Origin of the sequence: Mesorhizobium sp. WSM3862, from assembly GCF_002294985.1 — a bacterium.
Taxonomy (GTDB): Bacteria; Pseudomonadota; Alphaproteobacteria; order Rhizobiales; family Rhizobiaceae; genus Mesorhizobium.
In genome coordinates, this window is the sequence record NZ_NSGE01000001.1 from 301736 (window position 1) to 318209 (window position 16474).

Annotated in this window: 14 protein-coding genes; 7 read left to right on the plus strand and 7 right to left on the minus strand. The window is 64.5% G+C overall.

What is annotated here, in order from left to right:
- The first annotated feature begins 34 nt into the window (after positions 1 to 34).
- A complete protein-coding gene (locus tag CK224_RS01540; RefSeq protein WP_245299552.1) occupies positions 35 to 562 on the plus strand; it encodes a hypothetical protein in 528 nt (175 codons plus the stop codon).
- Positions 563 to 631: 69 nt separating this feature from the next.
- Here the strand turns inward: CK224_RS01540 and CK224_RS01545 are convergent, their stop codons facing one another.
- Positions 632 to 898 (minus strand): hypothetical protein, encoded by a 267-nt coding sequence (locus CK224_RS01545; RefSeq protein WP_067320126.1) that lies wholly within the window; start codon positions 896 to 898, stop codon positions 632 to 634.
- A 274-nt stretch (positions 899 to 1172) separates the two neighbouring features.
- On the opposite strand from CK224_RS01545, the gene CK224_RS01550 reads away from it, so the two are divergent.
- The 3 genes from CK224_RS01550 to CK224_RS01560 are packed head-to-tail and all read left to right on the plus strand — an operon-like array spanning position 1173 to position 3833.
- Positions 1173 to 3008, plus strand: coding sequence for a monovalent cation:proton antiporter-2 (CPA2) family protein (locus tag CK224_RS01550; protein ID WP_095780576.1), 1836 nt, complete (start codon positions 1173 to 1175; stop codon positions 3006 to 3008).
- Between the two features lie 10 nt (positions 3009 to 3018).
- Positions 3019 to 3567 carry a DUF924 family protein gene (locus tag CK224_RS01555; protein ID WP_066992399.1) on the plus strand — a complete coding sequence of 183 codons (549 nt, stop codon included), beginning with the start codon at positions 3019 to 3021 and terminating at the stop codon, positions 3565 to 3567.
- Between the two features lie 26 nt (positions 3568 to 3593).
- Positions 3594 to 3833, plus strand: coding sequence for a hypothetical protein (locus CK224_RS01560; RefSeq protein ID WP_095780577.1), 240 nt, complete (start codon positions 3594 to 3596; stop codon positions 3831 to 3833).
- Position 3834: 1 nt separating this feature from the next.
- Here CK224_RS01560 and folK read toward each other — a convergent pair whose 3' ends face one another.
- Genes folK through folP form a run of 3 tightly spaced genes read right to left on the minus strand, consistent with a single transcriptional unit; the run spans position 3835 to position 5544 of the window.
- Positions 3835 to 4347 (minus strand): 2-amino-4-hydroxy-6-hydroxymethyldihydropteridine diphosphokinase, encoded by a 513-nt coding sequence (gene folK, locus CK224_RS01565; RefSeq protein ID WP_095780578.1) that lies wholly within the window; start codon positions 4345 to 4347, stop codon positions 3835 to 3837.
- Positions 4331 to 4690 (minus strand): dihydroneopterin aldolase, encoded by a 360-nt coding sequence (gene folB, locus CK224_RS01570; protein WP_066992392.1) that lies wholly within the window; start codon positions 4688 to 4690, stop codon positions 4331 to 4333. The genes folK and folB overlap by 17 nt, the downstream gene beginning before the upstream one ends.
- Before the next feature lie 2 nt (positions 4691 to 4692).
- Positions 4693 to 5544, minus strand: coding sequence for a dihydropteroate synthase (gene folP, locus CK224_RS01575; protein ID WP_095780579.1), 852 nt, complete (start codon positions 5542 to 5544; stop codon positions 4693 to 4695).
- An 84-nt stretch (positions 5545 to 5628) separates the two neighbouring features.
- On the opposite strand from folP, the gene CK224_RS01580 reads away from it, so the two are divergent.
- Entirely contained in the window at positions 5629 to 6249 is a 621-nt protein-coding gene (locus tag CK224_RS01580) for a DUF922 domain-containing protein (protein ID WP_067319718.1), read from the plus strand.
- A 220-nt stretch (positions 6250 to 6469) separates the two neighbouring features.
- A complete protein-coding gene (locus CK224_RS01585; RefSeq protein WP_095780580.1) occupies positions 6470 to 7957 on the plus strand; it encodes an MDR family MFS transporter in 1488 nt (495 codons plus the stop codon).
- A 5-nt stretch (positions 7958 to 7962) separates the two neighbouring features.
- Here the strand turns inward: CK224_RS01585 and CK224_RS01590 are convergent, their stop codons facing one another.
- The 3 genes from CK224_RS01590 to CK224_RS01600 form a co-directional block, all read right to left on the minus strand.
- Positions 7963 to 8994, minus strand: a complete 1032-nt coding sequence (locus CK224_RS01590; RefSeq protein WP_095780581.1) for an NAD(P)/FAD-dependent oxidoreductase — start codon at positions 8992 to 8994, stop codon at positions 7963 to 7965.
- 93 nt (positions 8995 to 9087) lie between these two features.
- Positions 9088 to 9408 (minus strand): 2Fe-2S iron-sulfur cluster-binding protein, encoded by a 321-nt coding sequence (locus CK224_RS01595; RefSeq protein ID WP_095780582.1) that lies wholly within the window; start codon positions 9406 to 9408, stop codon positions 9088 to 9090.
- Positions 9409 to 9515: 107 nt separating this feature from the next.
- A complete protein-coding gene (locus tag CK224_RS01600) occupies positions 9516 to 9884 on the minus strand; it encodes an Hpt domain-containing protein (protein ID WP_095780583.1) in 369 nt (122 codons plus the stop codon).
- 291 nt (positions 9885 to 10175) lie between these two features.
- Between CK224_RS01600 and CK224_RS01605 the strand changes: the two genes are divergently transcribed.
- Complete coding sequence (locus CK224_RS01605; protein WP_095780584.1) at positions 10176 to 16379, plus strand: kinesin; 6204 nt, start codon at positions 10176 to 10178, stop codon at positions 16377 to 16379.
- Positions 16380 to 16474: the final 95 nt, after the last annotated feature.

The following is a 16474-nucleotide window of genomic DNA, read 5'->3' on the forward strand; positions in this document are numbered from 1 at the left end:
GTTGTCAATGAGAAGCGTAATCTTGTCCTGCGTCATGACCGCAACGGTTGCGGCCGCCGTACCGCTCGGCCTCGTCGAAAGGGCCTTTGGAGCAGAGGCTGACAAGCAGTTTTTCCGCTCGGTCGAAGGCAAATGGGTCGGCCCTGGCGAAATCATCGCCGGCAAATACAAGGGCACGAAATTCACCTGCAATTTCAACGGTTCCACGCCGGACGGCAAGGTCGGCATGACGCTGGACGGCGACTGCCGGGTCGGCGTTTTCACCCAGAAGATGTCGGCGACGGTCGAACGCCGGGGCCGGGATGGTTACAAAGGCACTTTCATGGGTGGCTCGACCGGCAACGGCATGGACATTGTCGGCGGCAATGTCGTCGATCCCCAAAAGGTCGTCTTCACCATTAACCGCAATCAGTTGAACGGCGTCATGCAGGCGCGCGTCCCCGACGACAATTCGATGACCGTGACGGTCGCCGTGCGCGTCGACAAGCAGTTGGTGCCGGTCATCGGCATGAGCCTAAAGCGGGTCGACACGGTCGAAGTCGGCTCGATCGCGAAGAACTGAGCAAAGCGCGATCGAGGAAGACCAAAGGCGGCAGCCAATGGCCACCGCCTTCTTTCGTTTTGACTTGGCTCAACCCTTGATGGCGGCAGTCACTTCGTCATATGCCTTGCAGGCTTCGTCCAGCGTCGTGGCATTCTGATATTTCGTCGTCACGGCCTGCACCTTGGCCGTCAGATCAGCCGCCTTGCTCGGATCCTTGGTGATTGCTTCCTGAAGCGCGGCAGCCATGTCCTGCGCCTTCTTGGCGGCGATCTCCTGTGTGCACTCCGGTCCCTTCGAACAGGCCGAAACGGCCAGCGCCGCAACGCCAACGGCAACGAGCAAAAACTTCTTCATGTCAGTCATCTCCTCAAAAAAAAGGCAGCGGCCCATCGCCGCTGCCCTCCAATGGCTGAAGCTCCATAGCCAAAGCCTACCGGCCTTAACCTTTGATTGTGGCGGCGCGCAACGACCGGGCTGCGTAAACTTGTGCACGAAGCTGCAGCGCGAGTTTGTCTGACGGCACACGCTCATTTTCGGGCAGACACCCCTGCTCTTCCTGCCAGGCCCCCTGCCCTTGCCTCGCACTCCCGCTGCATGCAAGGAGTGCTGAAACGAAAGGACGGCAGTCATGGCGGCTGAAGCATCGGGCAGCGATCTCGTACAGGTAGTGGCGCTGCTCGCTGCCGGCGTGATCGCCGTGCCGATCTTCAAGCGCATCGGGCTGGGCTCCATCCTCGGCTATCTCGCTGCCGGTGTGGTCATCGGGCCGTTCGGCCTCCGCATTTTTTCCGAATCGGAATCCATCCTTCACGTCGCCGAGCTTGGCGTCGTCATGTTCCTGTTCATCATCGGCCTGGAAATGCAGCCGTCGCGGCTCTGGGGCCTGCGCCGGGAAATCTTTGGTCTCGGCGCGCTGCAGGTTGGCGTCTGCGCCGTTCTGTTGACGCTCGTCGGCCTGGCCGGAGGCTTTCCGATCGCGCAATCCTTCGTCGCCGGCGCCGGCTTTGTGCTGACCTCGACCGCGATCGTCATGCAACTGCTCGAGGAGCGCGGCGAGATCGCCGCACCCAAGGGGCAGCGCATCGTCTCGATCCTTCTGCTCGAAGACCTGATGATCGTGCCGCTTCTGGCGCTGGTGGCGTTCCTGGCGCCCGGGGGCGCGGAGACCAGCCTGTCTGAGCGCTTGACCGAAGTGGGGATCGGGATCGCGGCGATCATCGGCCTCGTCGTGGCCGGTCGCTATCTGCTCAACCCGCTCTTCCGCATCCTAGCCGATGCCCGCGCCCGCGAAGTGATGACGGCCGCCGCCCTGCTGGTGGTGCTTGGGTCGGCGCTAGCCATGCAGCTTTCCGGTCTGTCGATGGCGATGGGTGCGTTCCTCGCCGGCGTGCTGCTCTCCGAATCGACCTTCCGCCACCAGCTCGAAGCCGATATCGAGCCGTTTCGCGGCATCCTGCTCGGCCTGTTCTTTCTTGCCGTCGGCATGTCGCTCGATCTTGGCGTCGTCGCCCAGAACTGGCGCTTGGTCGCCATTTATGTCGTCGCCTATATGGTCATGAAGGGGCTCGGCATCTATCTGGTCGCGCGTATGCTCAAGAGCGGCCATCGCGAGGCGCTCGAGCGCGCCGTCTTCATGGCGCAGGGCGGCGAATTCGCCTTTGTGCTCTATTCCTCGGCCGCCGTCGTCGGCATCATCGACGGCCAGGCCAATTCCACTCTGACCGCCATCGTCATCATCTCCATGGTGCTGACGCCCGTGGCTATCTTGGCACTGCGCTACCTCACCCCGCGCGACGAGCAATCGCTGGAAGGCGTCGACATCGCCGACGGGCTAACCGGCAGCGTGCTGATCATCGGCTTCGGCCGCTTCGGCCAGATCGCCAGCCAGCCGCTGCTTTTGCGCGGTCTCGACGTCTCGATCATCGACAATGAGGTCGAGATGATCCAGGCGGCGGCCGATTTCGGCTTCAAGGTCTATTACGGCGACGGCACGCGGCTCGACATCCTGCGTGCGGCAGGCGCTGGCCGCGCGCGCGCCGTGCTGATCTGCGTCGACAAACCGGACGTGGCCGTGCGCATCGCGCAATTGATCAAGGCGGAATTCCCGCTGGTCACTATCCTGGCGCGTGCCTTCGACCGCGGCACCGCGCTGCAACTCATCCGCGCCGGCGTCGACTATCAGTTGCGCGAGACCTTTGAATCGGCGCTGGTCTTCGGCGGCTCGGCCCTGGAAGCGCTGGGCGTCGATCCGGAAGAGGTAGCCGAGGTGATCGAGGACGTCCGCCGCCGCGACACAGCTCGCATCGAGACACAGCTCGCCGAAGGTATCCGCGCCGGCCAGCGCTTTCTCAAAGGCAATATCGGCACGCCGATCCCGACCCCGCTCGCGCAGCCGCGCCGCGCCGGCCGAGCGCTGAACGAAGAGACGGCCGGCGTGCTGAACAAGGCAGAGACGAAGAGCTGAGGAGCAACGCATGGCAGAACTCGACCCGCGGGCGCTTGCCGTCACCAAATTCTGGCGCGATGCCGGCGAGGACGCCTGGTTCGAAAAGAACGACGCGTTCGACTCGGGTTTCCGCGACTGCTTCCTCGAGCTGCACCACGCCGCCGCCCGGCGCGAATGCGACGCCTGGAGCGAGCATGCCGAAGGATCGCTGGCGCTGATGATCCTGCTCGACCAGTTTCCGCGCAACTGCTTCCGCGGCACCGGGCATATGTATGCGACCGATCCGCTGGCCAGGCATTTCGCCGACCGGGCGATCGCCGCCGGTCAGGATCTCGAGTTCGAAGAAGCGCTTCGCGTCTTCCTCTATCTCCCCTTTGAGCATTCGGAGTCGCTCGCGGATCAGGAACGCTCGCTCGAACTCACAGCGGCGAGGGCGCCGGATTATCTCAAATACGCCAAGGAGCACCTGGAGATCATCCAGCGCTTCGGGCGCTTTCCGCACCGCAACAAAATGCTCGGCCGCGAGACGACGCCCGAGGAAAAGACGTTTCTCGAGGGCGGCGGTTTCTCCGGCTGAACAGGCAAACTGCGGATAATCAACACATGATCGAGCTAGCAGGGCGGACCTACGAAGCCACGATCGGAAGCGACGTCCAACGCGATGGCATGTATCTGGAACTCGCCGACCAACACGGGCACATTGTGGGCCAGATTTTCTTTTCGGATTTCGATAGGAAGATGACCGTGACCCTGTTTGAGTCTGAAGTGTCCGTGGAAGTGGTTGAATGGATGATCGCCACGGCCAAGATCCGTCGTCCTCCAACCAATCCCACCCTCGGCTAATCTAAGCGAGCCACCACTCCCGGCCGGACGGCAGCCGCTCGATCCCCGAAATATCGACGACGCCGAGCCGCTCCGACACGCTTTTGTTGCCGACCACAAGGTCGGGCGCGATCTCGGCCAGCGGCGCCAGCACGAAGGCCCGCTCCAGCATGCGCGGATGGGGAACCTCAAGGCCCGTCTCGTGGATCACCCGGTCACCGAACACCAGAATGTCGATGTCGATCAGGCGCGGCCCCCAACGTTCCTCGCGCACCCGCTTCAGGCGCCTCTCGACGTCCAGGCAGAGATCGAGCAGGCCGCGTGGCGAGAGCGCGGTTTCGATCCCGGCCGAGGCATTGAGAAAATCCGGCTGGTCGAGCTTGCCCCACGGCGGCGTCCGGTAGAGCGAGGAAACAGCGGTGACGCGCGTCTTGTCATCGCCGTCCAGCATGCGCAGCGCCGCGGCCATGGATTTCGGCGGATCGCCGAGATTGCCGCCGAGGCTAAGGTAGACGGCGCTATTGAGGCCAGACAACTGTCACCTCGACATGATCGAGCACGCCCGGAACCGGGGCGTTCGGCTTGCGCACGGTAATTTCCGCTTTCCTGATCTGCGGAAAGCGTGCCGCCAGCGCTTTCGCCACTTCCAGCGCCAGCGCCTCGATCAGGAAACGCCGGTGCCCGGTGACGATCTTCTCGATCACCGCGAAGGCGATGCCGTAATTGACGGTATCCTCGATCGAATCGTCCTCCAGCGGCCGGCTGGGCTCGACCGTGAGTTCGGCGTCGACATAAAAACGCTGACCGAGCGTCTCCTCCTCGTCCAGCACGCCGTGCCGGGCAAAGAAGGCGCAGTTCTTCATGCGGATGACATACATCGTCAGCGTCCGGGAGAAAGTTTTTCTCGCGCCAGCATAGCATCGGCCATCGCCAGCGCATCCACGTTGATTGCGACATCGTGGACGCGAAAAAGATCGGCTCCCTTGAGCCGCAGAATGACGCTCGTGGCCGCCGTGCCGACAGCGCGCTCAGCGGGCTCGCGCCCGGTGACGCCGCCGATAAAACGCTTTCGCGACGTTCCCGCCATCAGCGGAAAGCCGAGCGCCTGAAGCTCGGAGAACCGCGCCATCAGATCGAGATTTTCCTCCGTCGTTTCCTTGGCAAAGCCGAAACCGGCGTCGAGCACGATCTGGTCCTCGGCAACATTGCTGGCGCGCGCGATCTCCAGCGATTTGCTGAGGAACAGAAGCTGGTCCTCGATCACGTCCGGCAGCTTCTGGCGTTCACGGCCGGTATGCATGATGATGAGGCCGGCGCCGGTCTCGGCCGCGACTCTCGCGATGCCGGGCTCGCGCTGCAGTCCCCAGACATCGTTGACGATATGCGCCCCCGCAGCGACGGCCCGCCGCGCGGTGGCCTCGCGATAGGTGTCGACCGAAATCAGCGCCTCGCCCGATGTCGCGAGCGCCTCGATGACCGGCAGCACCCGCGCCTGCTCTTTTTCGGCGCTGATCGGGGCAAAACCGGGCCGCGTCGATTCCCCGCCGATGTCGATGATGGCCGCGCCCTCTTCCGCCATGCGGCGCGCCTGGGCTATCGCCTTCTCCGGCGCGATGAACAATCCCCCGTCGGAAAAACTGTCCGGCGTGACGTTGAGGATGCCGACCACGACCGACTTGGGGCCGAGGTCGAGATGGCGTCCATGCGCGAGCTGCCACCGCCTTGTCGTCATTGTCCATCAACCATGCGTGATCCGCGCGAAATCAATTTCGTTGCGCCGGCAACGGCCGTAAAGCAAGGTGCGTGAAGAGGCAACATGATGAACCGTTCCCTGCTCTGCGCCCTCATGCTCACGCTGGCCGCCACGCCGGCCGCCGCGGCAAATCTGGTGAAGACCTACAGCTATTTCAGCGTCGGCGGCCGCACGCTGGACGACATCGAAAAACAGCTGACGAAAAACGGACCGGAAGTGAAGAGTACCGGCTCCCGGCATCCAGGCGCAACGCAGATGGCTTTCACCACCCGCGTCAGCTACGCGCAAACCGCAAATTCATGCCGGATCGCGAACGCGCAGGTGACCGTGAAGGTCAAGGTGATCCTCCCGGAATGGCGGCGCCCGCGCAAGGCGGATCCGCAGGTCAGGCTGTTCTGGGATACGCTATCGGCCGACATCAAGCGCCACGAAGAGCGCCATGTCGAGATCGCCAAGAACCACGCGCGCGAACTCGAGGACGCGCTCAAGGCGACTTATCCGCAGAGGACCTGCGAAGCCGCGAAGGCCCAGGCCGCCCAGATCTCGGCCGCCATCCTCGCCAAGCACGATCGCGCCCAGGTGCAGTTCGACCGCGTCGAAAGCGTCAATTTCGAGAGCCGAATCATCCGGCTCCTGCGCTACCGGATGCAGCGCACCCAAAGCGGACGGTTGCCGCCGGCTTGACCATTGTTTCGGCGGTGCCGGCGAAAGCCAACACCGCCGAAACAATGGTGCCAGATTCCAGAAAACTTTCGAGCACCGGTCGAAAACGGCCTATATCGACCGACATATATCGGGTTCGCCGTCCGGCGGACTTTGGAAACCGAGATACGAATGACGGGCGCAGGACGCCCCGCACCGGCTGCTTCTTGCCGACGGCGCACCGACCTTGAAAGAGTGACGCATGGACCAGACCGTCGACAATCGCACGAGGATGAGGACAACGGCCTCGCCGTCGATCAGCGAGAGCGAGAAGAACGCCATCATCGGCGGCGTGCTCTTGTCGATGCTTCTGGCGGCGCTTGACCAGACCATTGTGTCGCCTGCCTTGCCGACCATCGCGCGCGCTCTCGGCCACGCCGAATACCTGCCCTGGATCGTGACCGGCTATCTGCTGACGGCCACCGCGATGGCGCCGCTCTACGGCAAGATTTCCGACGTCTATGGCCGCCGGCCGGTCATCTACGCCGCCATCCTGATCTTTCTTTTGGGATCTCTGGTCAGCGCCCTGGCCCCCAACATGCTGGTGCTGGTCATCGGCCGGGCGATCCAGGGGGCCGGCGGCGGCGGCCTTTTCGCGCTGACGCAAACCGTCATCGGCGATCTGGTGCCGCCACGCGAGCGGGCCCGCTACGCCGCATGGATCTCCGGCACCTGGGCGGTCGCCAGCGTCGCCGGCCCGCTGCTTGGCGGTGTCTTCGCAGAGCATCTCCACTGGTCGTTGATCTTCTGGATCAACCTGCCGATCGGCTTCCTGGCGATGGCCATCATCAACAATCCGCTGAAGAAGTTGCCGATCGCGGCCAAACATCACCGCATCGACGGGCTGGGCGCAGTGCTCTTGGTGATCGCCACGGCGCTGCTGCTTCTGGCGCTCAACTGGGGTGGCAGCACCTATCCGTGGTTCTCGCCGGAAATCCTTGGGCTGGTGGCCTGCTCGGCCGCGTTCTGGGCATTGTTCGCGCTGCGGCTGCTGAGGGCCAGTGAGCCTTTGATCTCGCTCGAGGTGCTGGGCAACCGGATCGTGCTCGCCGGCACGTTGTCGATGTTCCTGCTGCAGGCGGCAAATATCGGTGCGTCGGTTTACCTGCCGGTCTATCTGCAATCGGTCGTTGGGCTCTCGGTCAGTGAATCCGGCATCGCCATGCTGGGTCTGCTGCTCGGCACCGTTGCCGGTGCCACCTTCAGCGGCCGCATGATCCCGCGCTTCGTCCACTACAAGCGCATTGCCATGGTCGGCGTCAGTTTGGCGATCGCGTGCATCGGGGTGCTGAGTGCCATTGCGACACACGCGTCGCTGCTCGAAGTCGAAATCCTGACGACCCTCATTGGCCTCGGCAGTGGCACGACCTTCCCGGTCAGCACCGTCTCGGTACAGAACGCGGTCGATCGTGCCCATCTCGGTGTCGCGACCGGCGTCCTGACCTTCCTGCGCACACTGGGCGGCGCGCTTGGCGTCGCCCTGCTCGGCGCCGTCGCGCTCGGCTACGGCCTGCCGCTCGCCGCCGAGGGCTCGCAGACGCATATCGAGCTGACATCGGCAATGCCGTTCGTGATGATCTTCCTCACCGCCGGCATCACTCTTGTTCTGGCATTGATCGCGCTGGCGCTGATGCCGGAAAAGCCGCTGCGCGGCAAGGACGAGCACGCAGCGCCCGTGCTCGCCGAATGATCACGTCAATCGTGGACGCCGAGCTTCTTTTGCAGGCTGGTCGACGAGGTCGTGTACTGGAAGACGATGCGCTCGCCCGGGCTGACGATGCGTTTTGCGGCCTGCGCCATCAGGGCGACCTCATGGAAACCTGAGAGGATCAGCTTCAGCTTGCCCGGATACCAGTTGATGTCGCCGATGGCGAAGATGCCGGGAACCGACGTCTGGAATTTCTCGGTGTCGACCGGGATGAGGTTCTCATGCAGGTTCAGCCCCCATTCGGCGATCGGCCCGAGTTTCATGGTGAGGCCGAAGAACGGCAGCATGCGGGTGCATGGCACCTCGATGTCGCCATCCGGGCCACCCTTGATGGTGGCGGACGAGAGCTGGCCGTCGGCGCCTGCGAGCCCGCTCACCTGACCGACCAGGAATTCCAGCTCTTTCATCTCCTGCATGGCGTACATCTTGTTGACGCTGTCGGGCGCAGCCCGGAATTCCGGACGCCGGTGGACAAGCGTCACGCTTTTGGCGATCGGCTGCAGGTTGAGCGTCCAGTCGAGCGCCGAATCGCCGCCGCCGACGATGACGAGATCGTGGCCGCGGAAATCTTCCATGCGCCGGACCGAATAGAACACGCTCTTGCCCTCGTAGCTCTCGATGCCCGGGATGGGCGGTCGCTTGGGCTGGAATGAGCCGCCGCCGGCGGCGATCACCACCACCTTGGCTTCGAGCACCTCAGCCTCGTCCGTGGTGACGCGGAAGCTGCCGTCCTCGAGCTTTTCGAGGCTTGAGACCATCCGGTTGAAAGTGAAGTCCGGCTTGAAGGGATGGATCTGTTCGAGCAGCTTGTCGACCAGACCCTGGGCAGTGATCATCGGCCAGCCGGGAATGTCGTAGATCGGCTTTTCCGGATAGAGCTCGGCGCATTGCCCGCCGGGACGGTCGAGGATGTCGATGAGATGGCACTTCATGTCGAAGAGCCCGAGCTCGAACACGGCGAATAGGCCGACCGGCCCTGCCCCGACAATGAGTACGTCCGTCTTGATCGTGTCCGTCATCAGCTCCGCCCCATTTTGGGAATGCTGGCGACAGTGCATGAGCATTGGCTCGCTGCCAAGCAGCCACGGCAAAATTGGAAATGGGGACTTGGTTCAGCCCTGGCGTTCGGGAACGCGCACGACCAGCCCGTCGAGCGCGTCGCGCACCTTGATCTGGCAGGACAGGCGCGAGTTGGGCCGGACGTCGTAGGCGAAGTCCAGCATGTCCTCCTCCATCGCTTCCGGCTCGCCGACCTCACCCGTCCAGGCCTCGTCGACATAGACATGACAGGTCGCACAGGCGCAGGCGCCGCCGCATTCGGCCTCGATGCCGGGGACCGCGTTGCGGATCGCGTTTTCCATGACGGTCGAGCCGTTCTCGGCCTGCACGTCGAATTGAGTACCGTCATTGGCGATGTAAGTCAGCTTGGCCATTTGTCACCTGAGGAGTCGCAGCCGAGATAATCACTCCGCCGGACAAGTCAACTGCGGCGCGAAAGCGCCACCGCATGACGTTTTTTCTGGATGTGCTCCCTGGAGGACTACCGGCTGATGGCGGCGATGAAGTCCCGCACTTCATCGATCAGCACGCCCAGCTTCCTCAGGCTGCGACCATCCTCAGGCTGCTTTTCGATGGCTGCAGCGCATTCGGCGACGGCAAAGGCGCCGATGCCGCGGGCCGAGCCTTTCAGGCCGTGTGCAAGGAGCACCCGTTCCTTGACATCGGCATCGACGATCTTGTCGCGCACCGAAAGCGCCTGCTGCACGAACAGCGCCAGCACCTCCTGTTCGAGCGCGCGATCATCCATCGTCTGCCGCGCAAGGTGGGCCATATCCACAGGTCGCGAACCTGCCGTCCCCGACACGTCGCCGCCGGGCATGGAAAACGCAATACCAATCTCGCCACGCATACGCACTGCTGCTCCAAGAAAGGGCCGGCCGGCGGCCCGAAAATAGGCGGATTCCCGTCGCCAACGGGTTAACGATTGCCGGGGAAAAATGTTGTCACGGAGGCAGCCAAATCACGCTCTCGTTAACCTTATATTTAAAGTTTTACGTATCGCCGGGAATGCATGTTTTCTTTACCCGTGTGTGTCATTACGATACGAACGTCCATTTTCAGCCTCCTGTCTGGGACCAGACAAGCCAGAATCAGGCCAAAATCATAAGTCCCGCGGCAGCTAGTACAGGGTAGCGAAGGCATGGCTAAGAAACCGACGACGACCAAATCTCTCGAGAGCGACGTGGCCGCGGAACTGGAAAAGGCGCTTGACCTTGACCTGAACGGCGACGAAGGCGGGCTCGACATGGCGGCGTCGATGGAAGATCTCGAGGCCCAGATTTCGGCGGCCGCGGATGAACTGGCGCGCGAAGGCCGCAGCCATAGAATCGAGCCGGCAAATGAGCCTCAGGCCGCGAAGGCGGCGCCCCAGCCGAAGCCGGTGGAACTGCGCCCGGTCGAATCGCGCGCCTCGCAACCGAACGGTTTTGCGCCGGCTCCTGCCGGTTTCACGCCGGCCAATGACGATCGCCAAAAGGATTACCGGACGCTTCTGCATGGCCTCAACCGGCGCGCTTCGAGCACCGTCTACTGGGTGATCGCGTTCATTTCACTCGCCTGGATCGCGGGCGCCGGCGGCCTCGCCAACCTGCTGTTTGGGCCGAGCATTTGGCAGATCCGCACTCTCGATCAGTTCTTCGCCCGCCCCGAGCTGATCGGCCTGGCGGTCGCGGCGATCATCCCGGTCATCCTGTTCTGGGCCTTCGCCGCCATGATCCGGCGCGCGCAGGAAATGCGCATCGCCGCGCAATCCATGACCGAAGTGGCCTTCCGCCTCGCCGAGCCGGAAAACCTTGCCCAAGATCGCGTCATGATGATCGGTCAGGCCGTTCGCCGCGAGGTCGCCGCCATGGGCGAAGGCATCGAGCGCACTTTGGCCCGCGCCGTCGAGCTCGAAACCCTCGTCCACAGCGAAGTCAACCAGATCGAGCGCTCCTATTCCGAGAACGAAGCGCGTATCCGCTCGCTGGTCGACGGGCTGGGCAGCGAGCGCGAAGCTGTCGTTAGCCATGCCGAGCGCGTGCGCGCTTCGATCCACGGCGCGCACGAGACGCTGCGCGATGAGATCGGTGCCGCCAGCGATATCATCCGCGATTCGATCCTCAATGCCTCGACCAAGCTGTCGATGACGATCAACAATTCGGGTGACACGCTGATCGATCGCATCAACGAGAGCTCGCTGTCGATCTTCGACTCGGTGGAAACCCGGCTCGACACGATCACTGACCGCCTGTCGACCTCGGGCGAGGCCTTCGCCAGCCTGCTCGACACCCGCATCGCCAAGCTGACCGACACCACGGACGGCCTTACCCGTTCGCTGACCGATCTTCTTGACGATCGCACCAACGGCATGGTTTCGCTGCTCGGCGGCGCCGCCCGCACACTGAACTCCGAGTTCGAAGCAAGCCTCAGCGGCATCGAGCGGACGCTGGCCGAGCGCGGCCAGGCGCTGATCAGCGAGTTCCAGACTCGCGCCGAAGCACTCGACACCGGCACCCAGAAGCTCAATGCCGCGCTCGAAGCGCGTGCCCGCCAGATCAACGAAACTCTGGTCGAACGTGCGCGCGAGATCGCCAACACCTTCGCCGAGAGCAAGGACCAGCTGTCGTCGATGATCGATCAGGGCAAGACCCAGATCGGTGCCGACATGGCCGACATCATCTCGTCGACGTCCTCCATGCTCGAAGCCCGCGCCACGGATTTCGCCGGACGCATGGAGGCGGCCCGCCATGTCGTGTCGCGCGCCTTCGACTCCGACATCCAGCGCCTCGCCGATGCCCGCGCCGGCATTGACGAAGCCATCGAAGACCACAGCCGGAAGCTCTCCGACAGCAGCAACCGTATGGCCGCCGCCATGCAGGAGGACCTCGCGAAATTCGCCGAGAGTCGCGCCGGCATCGATGAGGCCGTGGCCAGTCAGGTCCAAAAACTGGCCGAGGGTCGCAGCCTTATCTCTCGCGCGCTGGAAGAGGACCTGCGCAAGGTCAACGAGTCCCACGCGGCCATCGACGCCTCGCTCGGCGCCCATCTTGAGCAACTCCAAGAGAGTCGCAACCGCCTCTCCCAGGCGCTGAACGAAGACTCCGGCAAACTCGTGCAAGCCCGCACCATAATTGACGAAATGGTCGCTGGACATGTCGGCAAGCTGGCCGAGGGCCGCAACATTCTGGCGCGCGCGCTGGAAGCCGATCTCGGCAAACTGTCGGACAGCCGCGCCTCGATCGACGGCCTGGTCGCCGGCCAGGTCGAGAAGATCGCCGAGGGCCGCGCCGTGCTCGCCAAGGCGCTGGAGACCGACATCGCCGGGATAAGGGACCTGATCGAGAGCCATTCGGCCAAGCTCGCGGAGGACAGGGGTGAACTCAGCCGCGCGCTGGAGGGCGACCTGAGCGGAATCCGAAGCCTGATCGACAGCCACGCCGGCAGGCTTGTCGAGGACCGCAGCCTGCTGTCCCAGACGCTCGAATCCGATCTCGCCAAGTTGGCCGAGAGCCGCGCCTCGATCGACGGCCTGGTCGCCGGCCAGGTCGAGAAGCTCGCCGAAGGCCGCGATATCTTGAAGCGTGCCCTGGAAGCCGACATCAACACCATCAGGGGTGCCATTGCGGGACACTCCGAGAAGGTGCAGGAGGAACGCGCTCAGCTGTCGCAGGCCCTGGAGGCCGACCTGCAGACCGTCGGCGGCGCAATCTCCGATCACCAGAACAGGCTCGTCCAGGACCGCGCCGTGCTGTCGAAGTCGCTCGAGGACGATCTGGCCAAGCTGGCCGAGAGCCGTTCCAGCATCGATGGCTTGGTGGCCGGCCAGGTCGAGAAGCTTGCCGAGGGCCGCGATATCCTCAAACGCGCTCTGGAAGCGGACCTCAACACCATCCAGGGCGCCATCGTCGATCATTCGCAGAAGATCGCCGACCATCGCGCCGAGCTGTCGCGCGTCCTGGATGCCGACATGGCCAATGCCAGCGGCCTCATGCAGACCCACGCCGACAGGCTCGTCCAGGACCGCTCGACCCTGTCCAAGGCATTGGAGGACGATCTCGCCAAGCTGGCCGAAAGCCGGTCCTCGATCGATGGTCTGGTCGCTGGCCAGGTGGAGAAGCTGGCCGAAGGCCGCGATATCCTCAAGCGTGCGCTCGAAGCGGACCTCGCCAAGCTCGCCGAAAGCCGCGCCTCGATCGACGGCCTCGTCGCCGCGCAGGTGGACAAGCTCGCGGAAGGCCGCGATGTCCTCACGCGCGCCCTCGAGGCCGACCTGGCCAAGCTCGCCGAGAGCCGCGCCGGCATCGACGGGCTGGTCTCCGGCCAGGTGGAAAAGCTCGCCGAGGGTCGCGACATCCTCAAGCGGGCGCTTGAATCCGATCTGCAGAAGCTGGCGGAAAGCCGCTCGGAGATCGACGGCGTCATCGCCGGTCACATCGGCAAGCTGTCCGAAGGCCGCGACATGCTGGCCCGCGCGCTGGAAGATGACCTCGTCAAGCTCGCCGAAGCGCGCAAGGACGTCGACCGTTCGGTGTCCGGCCATATCGACCAGATCGCGGCCAAGAGCAGCGACATCTCGGCGGCGATCGCTGCCGATGTCGAGAAGATCGAGCAGGCCTTCAGCCGCCAGACCGGCATCATCGAAGAACGCGCCGGCACCATGGAGCGTGCGCTTTCGGCCGGCGTCGACAATGTCCGCGGCGTCCTCGAAAAGACCGCCGTCTTCGTTGCCGGCGCGCTGCGCGACAAGGTGATGGAAATCACCAGCACGCTGCACGAGCAGGCGGGCGCCGCCTTCAGCGACGCCGATCGCAAGATCGCCGAACGCGCCGAACAGACTTCGGCTGCGCTGCTCGCCCGGGCCGAAGAGATTGCCAACGCCTTCGAGCAGGCCGACCGCCGCCTGCACGAGCGCGCTCAGGACACCTCGAGCATGCTGATGGCCCGCGCCGATGATGCGTCCCACGCGCTCATGGCCCGTGCCGAGGAAACCGCCGACAAGCTCGCCGCCCGCGCCGGCGAGATCGCCGGCACCTTCGACGCCGCCGACCAGAAACTGGTCGCCCGCGCGGTCGAAACGGCGCAGTCGCTCGCAACCCGCGCCGGCGACATCCTGCGCAACTTCGAGGGCGCGGACGAGCGCCTCAGCATGCGCATCACCGAATCGGCCGAAGCGCTGGCCGCCCGCGCTTCGGATCTCGGCCGCATCTTCGACGCCGCCGACCAGCATCTGATCTCGCGCATTGCCGAAGGTTCGGAGGCGCTGTCGTCGCGGGCGTCTGAAATTGCCCGCATCTTCGACGACGCCGACAACCGTTTGGTGTCGCGCATCGCCAGCAGCACCTCGACCATCGGCGAACATGCCGACACCATTGTCGGCGCATTCGCCGCCACCGAGCAGCGCGTCGCCGACCGTGCCCGCCAGACCGGCCAGGAACTCGCCGTCCACGCCCGTGAGATCGAGCAGGCGCTCGCCGGTGCCGACGAACGCCTGGCCTCGAGCGCCGCTGCGGCCGCGGCCCGTGTCGAGGAGCAGGTTGCGAGCGTCGAGAACCGGCTCGCCTATGGCGCCGAAACGATGGGTCAGAAGCTCAACGAGCAGGTCTCCAGCGCCGAGGCGCAGCTCATCTCGCGCGCCAACGTCATTGCCGAAACCTTCACCGCGGTCGGCCAGCATATCGGCCAGAGCACCAACGAGGCGGCAAAGACCATCGGGGCCAACACCCGCGAGCTCAACACCATGCTTGCGACGCGCTCCTCCGAAATGTCGAAGATTCTCGACGAGACGGCGCGTCCGCTGGTCGAGCGCTTCGCCCAGGGCGGCTCCGAGCTGCAAAAGAGGATGGAAGAGGTCACCGAACAGGCGACCGAGAAGCTGCGCAGCGAAAACGCGGCCCTCGTCAATGCGCTCGCCAACCGTACCGCGGAGACGCTCTCGGCGGTCGAGGGCGCCCGCTCGACGCTGGCCGACAGCGTTGCCGACCTTATCGGCCGCATGACCACCTCCAGCGCGCAGCTCAGTCAGCTGATCGACCAGGCGGCCGTCAATCTCGGCCAGGTCGAGGAGCGCCTGAGCGGCAGCACGCAGAGCTTCGCGGCGACCACCGAGAAGGCGGCCCAGACCTTTGCCAGCTCGGCGCGCCTCGTTGATTCCAACACGACGCGGCTCACCGATCTGTCGTCGGCGACGTTGCGCGAGGTCGCTTCGATCGCGACCAAGTTCGACGAGCACAGCCGCCTGCTGTCGAGCGCCTCGGACCTGCTGAGCTCCGCGCAGAGCAATCTCGAGCACACGCTGGAGCGGCAGTCGTCGCTGGAAGACCTCGCCGTCGGCCTGGTCAAGAAGTCGGAAGACCTCGAGAAAGTCATGCGCTCCTTCGAGACTCTTGTGGGCCAGACGATGCAGAATGCCGAGGGCCGGACGATGGAATCGGCGGAGAAGATTCGCACCGCCATCGCCGAGGTCGTCGATTCGGCGACGCGCCGCTTCGCCGACGCGACCGAGGAGATGCGGCGCACTGCGGGCTCCATCAAGAGCGAGCTGGACCTCACCCGCGCCGAGCTCAAGAAAGGCGTCATCGAGATGCCGGAGGAGGCCAAGGAATCGACCTCGGCCATCCGCCGCGCCGTCGCCGAGCAGATTAACGCGCTCAAGGAACTGTCGGATATCGTTGCGAAATCCGGCCGCAGCGGCAGCAGCGAGACCGGCGAGCCGCGCGCCCTGCGCCCCGCGCCGCAGTCGCCCGCTCGCCCCGCCGAGCAGCCGCTGCGCCGCCCGCCGGCGCCGCAGCAGCCTCAGCCGGAGCGCCCGGCGCCGCAGGCACCGCTCGGCGAGACGACGCTGCGCGGCACCCTCGATCTCGAGCGCCCGGCGGAAACGCCGCGCCGCGATCCGAACGGCCGCACGCAGCAGGGCGGCTGGGTGCGTGATCTCCTGACCAACGCCTCGCGCGAGGAAGAGTTGAAGCCGGCGACGCCCGCCGAAGCAACGCGCGCGACTCCTGCCCAGCGTTCGCCGCTGCATGTCATGGAATCGCTCAACTCGCTATCCGTCGACATCGCTCGCGCCATCGACCACGACGCCTCGATCGAGCTGTGGAACCGCTACCGCCGCGGCGAGCGCGACGTGTTCACGCGCCGGCTCTACACGCTGAAGGGCCAGCAGACCTTCGACGAGATCCGCCGCAAGTATCAGGCCGAGGCCGAGTTCCGCGCCGCCGTCGACCGCTACTGCGACGATTTCGAGAAGCTGCTCAAGGACGTATCGCGCAACGACCGCGACAACATCATGGCGCAAACCTATCTCACGTCGGACACCGGCAAGGTCTACACGATGCTGGCCCACGCCAGCGGCCGCCTGCACTGAGCGGGGCACCTGTCAGACACTGAAGCGGGGCCATTGCTCCGCTTCTTCATTTTAGAATCTACTTTTAGTTTGACGCAGGTCCCATCTTCGAATTG

What these genes read in the sequence shown, in the direction of transcription:
- CK224_RS01540 (WP_245299552.1), top strand. Translation starts at nt 35, where the DNA reads ATGACCGCAACGGTTGCGGCCGCCGTACCGCTCGGCCTCGTCGAAAGG.
- CK224_RS01545 (WP_067320126.1), bottom strand. Translation starts at nt 898, where the DNA reads ATGAAGAAGTTTTTGCTCGTTGCCGTTGGCGTTGCGGCGCTGGCCGTT.
- CK224_RS01550 (WP_095780576.1), top strand. Translation starts at nt 1,173, where the DNA reads ATGGCGGCTGAAGCATCGGGCAGCGATCTCGTACAGGTAGTGGCGCTG.
- CK224_RS01555 (WP_066992399.1), top strand. Translation starts at nt 3,019, where the DNA reads ATGGCAGAACTCGACCCGCGGGCGCTTGCCGTCACCAAATTCTGGCGC.
- CK224_RS01560 (WP_095780577.1), top strand. Translation starts at nt 3,594, where the DNA reads ATGATCGAGCTAGCAGGGCGGACCTACGAAGCCACGATCGGAAGCGAC.
- folB (WP_066992392.1), bottom strand. Translation starts at nt 4,690, where the DNA reads ATGTATGTCATCCGCATGAAGAACTGCGCCTTCTTTGCCCGGCACGGC.
- folP (WP_095780579.1), bottom strand. Translation starts at nt 5,544, where the DNA reads ATGACGACAAGGCGGTGGCAGCTCGCGCATGGACGCCATCTCGACCTC.
- CK224_RS01580 (WP_067319718.1), top strand. Translation starts at nt 5,629, where the DNA reads ATGATGAACCGTTCCCTGCTCTGCGCCCTCATGCTCACGCTGGCCGCC.
- CK224_RS01585 (WP_095780580.1), top strand. Translation starts at nt 6,470, where the DNA reads ATGGACCAGACCGTCGACAATCGCACGAGGATGAGGACAACGGCCTCG.
- CK224_RS01590 (WP_095780581.1), bottom strand. Translation starts at nt 8,994, where the DNA reads ATGACGGACACGATCAAGACGGACGTACTCATTGTCGGGGCAGGGCCG.
- CK224_RS01595 (WP_095780582.1), bottom strand. Translation starts at nt 9,408, where the DNA reads ATGGCCAAGCTGACTTACATCGCCAATGACGGTACTCAATTCGACGTG.
- CK224_RS01600 (WP_095780583.1), bottom strand. Translation starts at nt 9,884, where the DNA reads ATGCGTGGCGAGATTGGTATTGCGTTTTCCATGCCCGGCGGCGACGTG.
- CK224_RS01605 (WP_095780584.1), top strand. Translation starts at nt 10,176, where the DNA reads ATGGCTAAGAAACCGACGACGACCAAATCTCTCGAGAGCGACGTGGCC.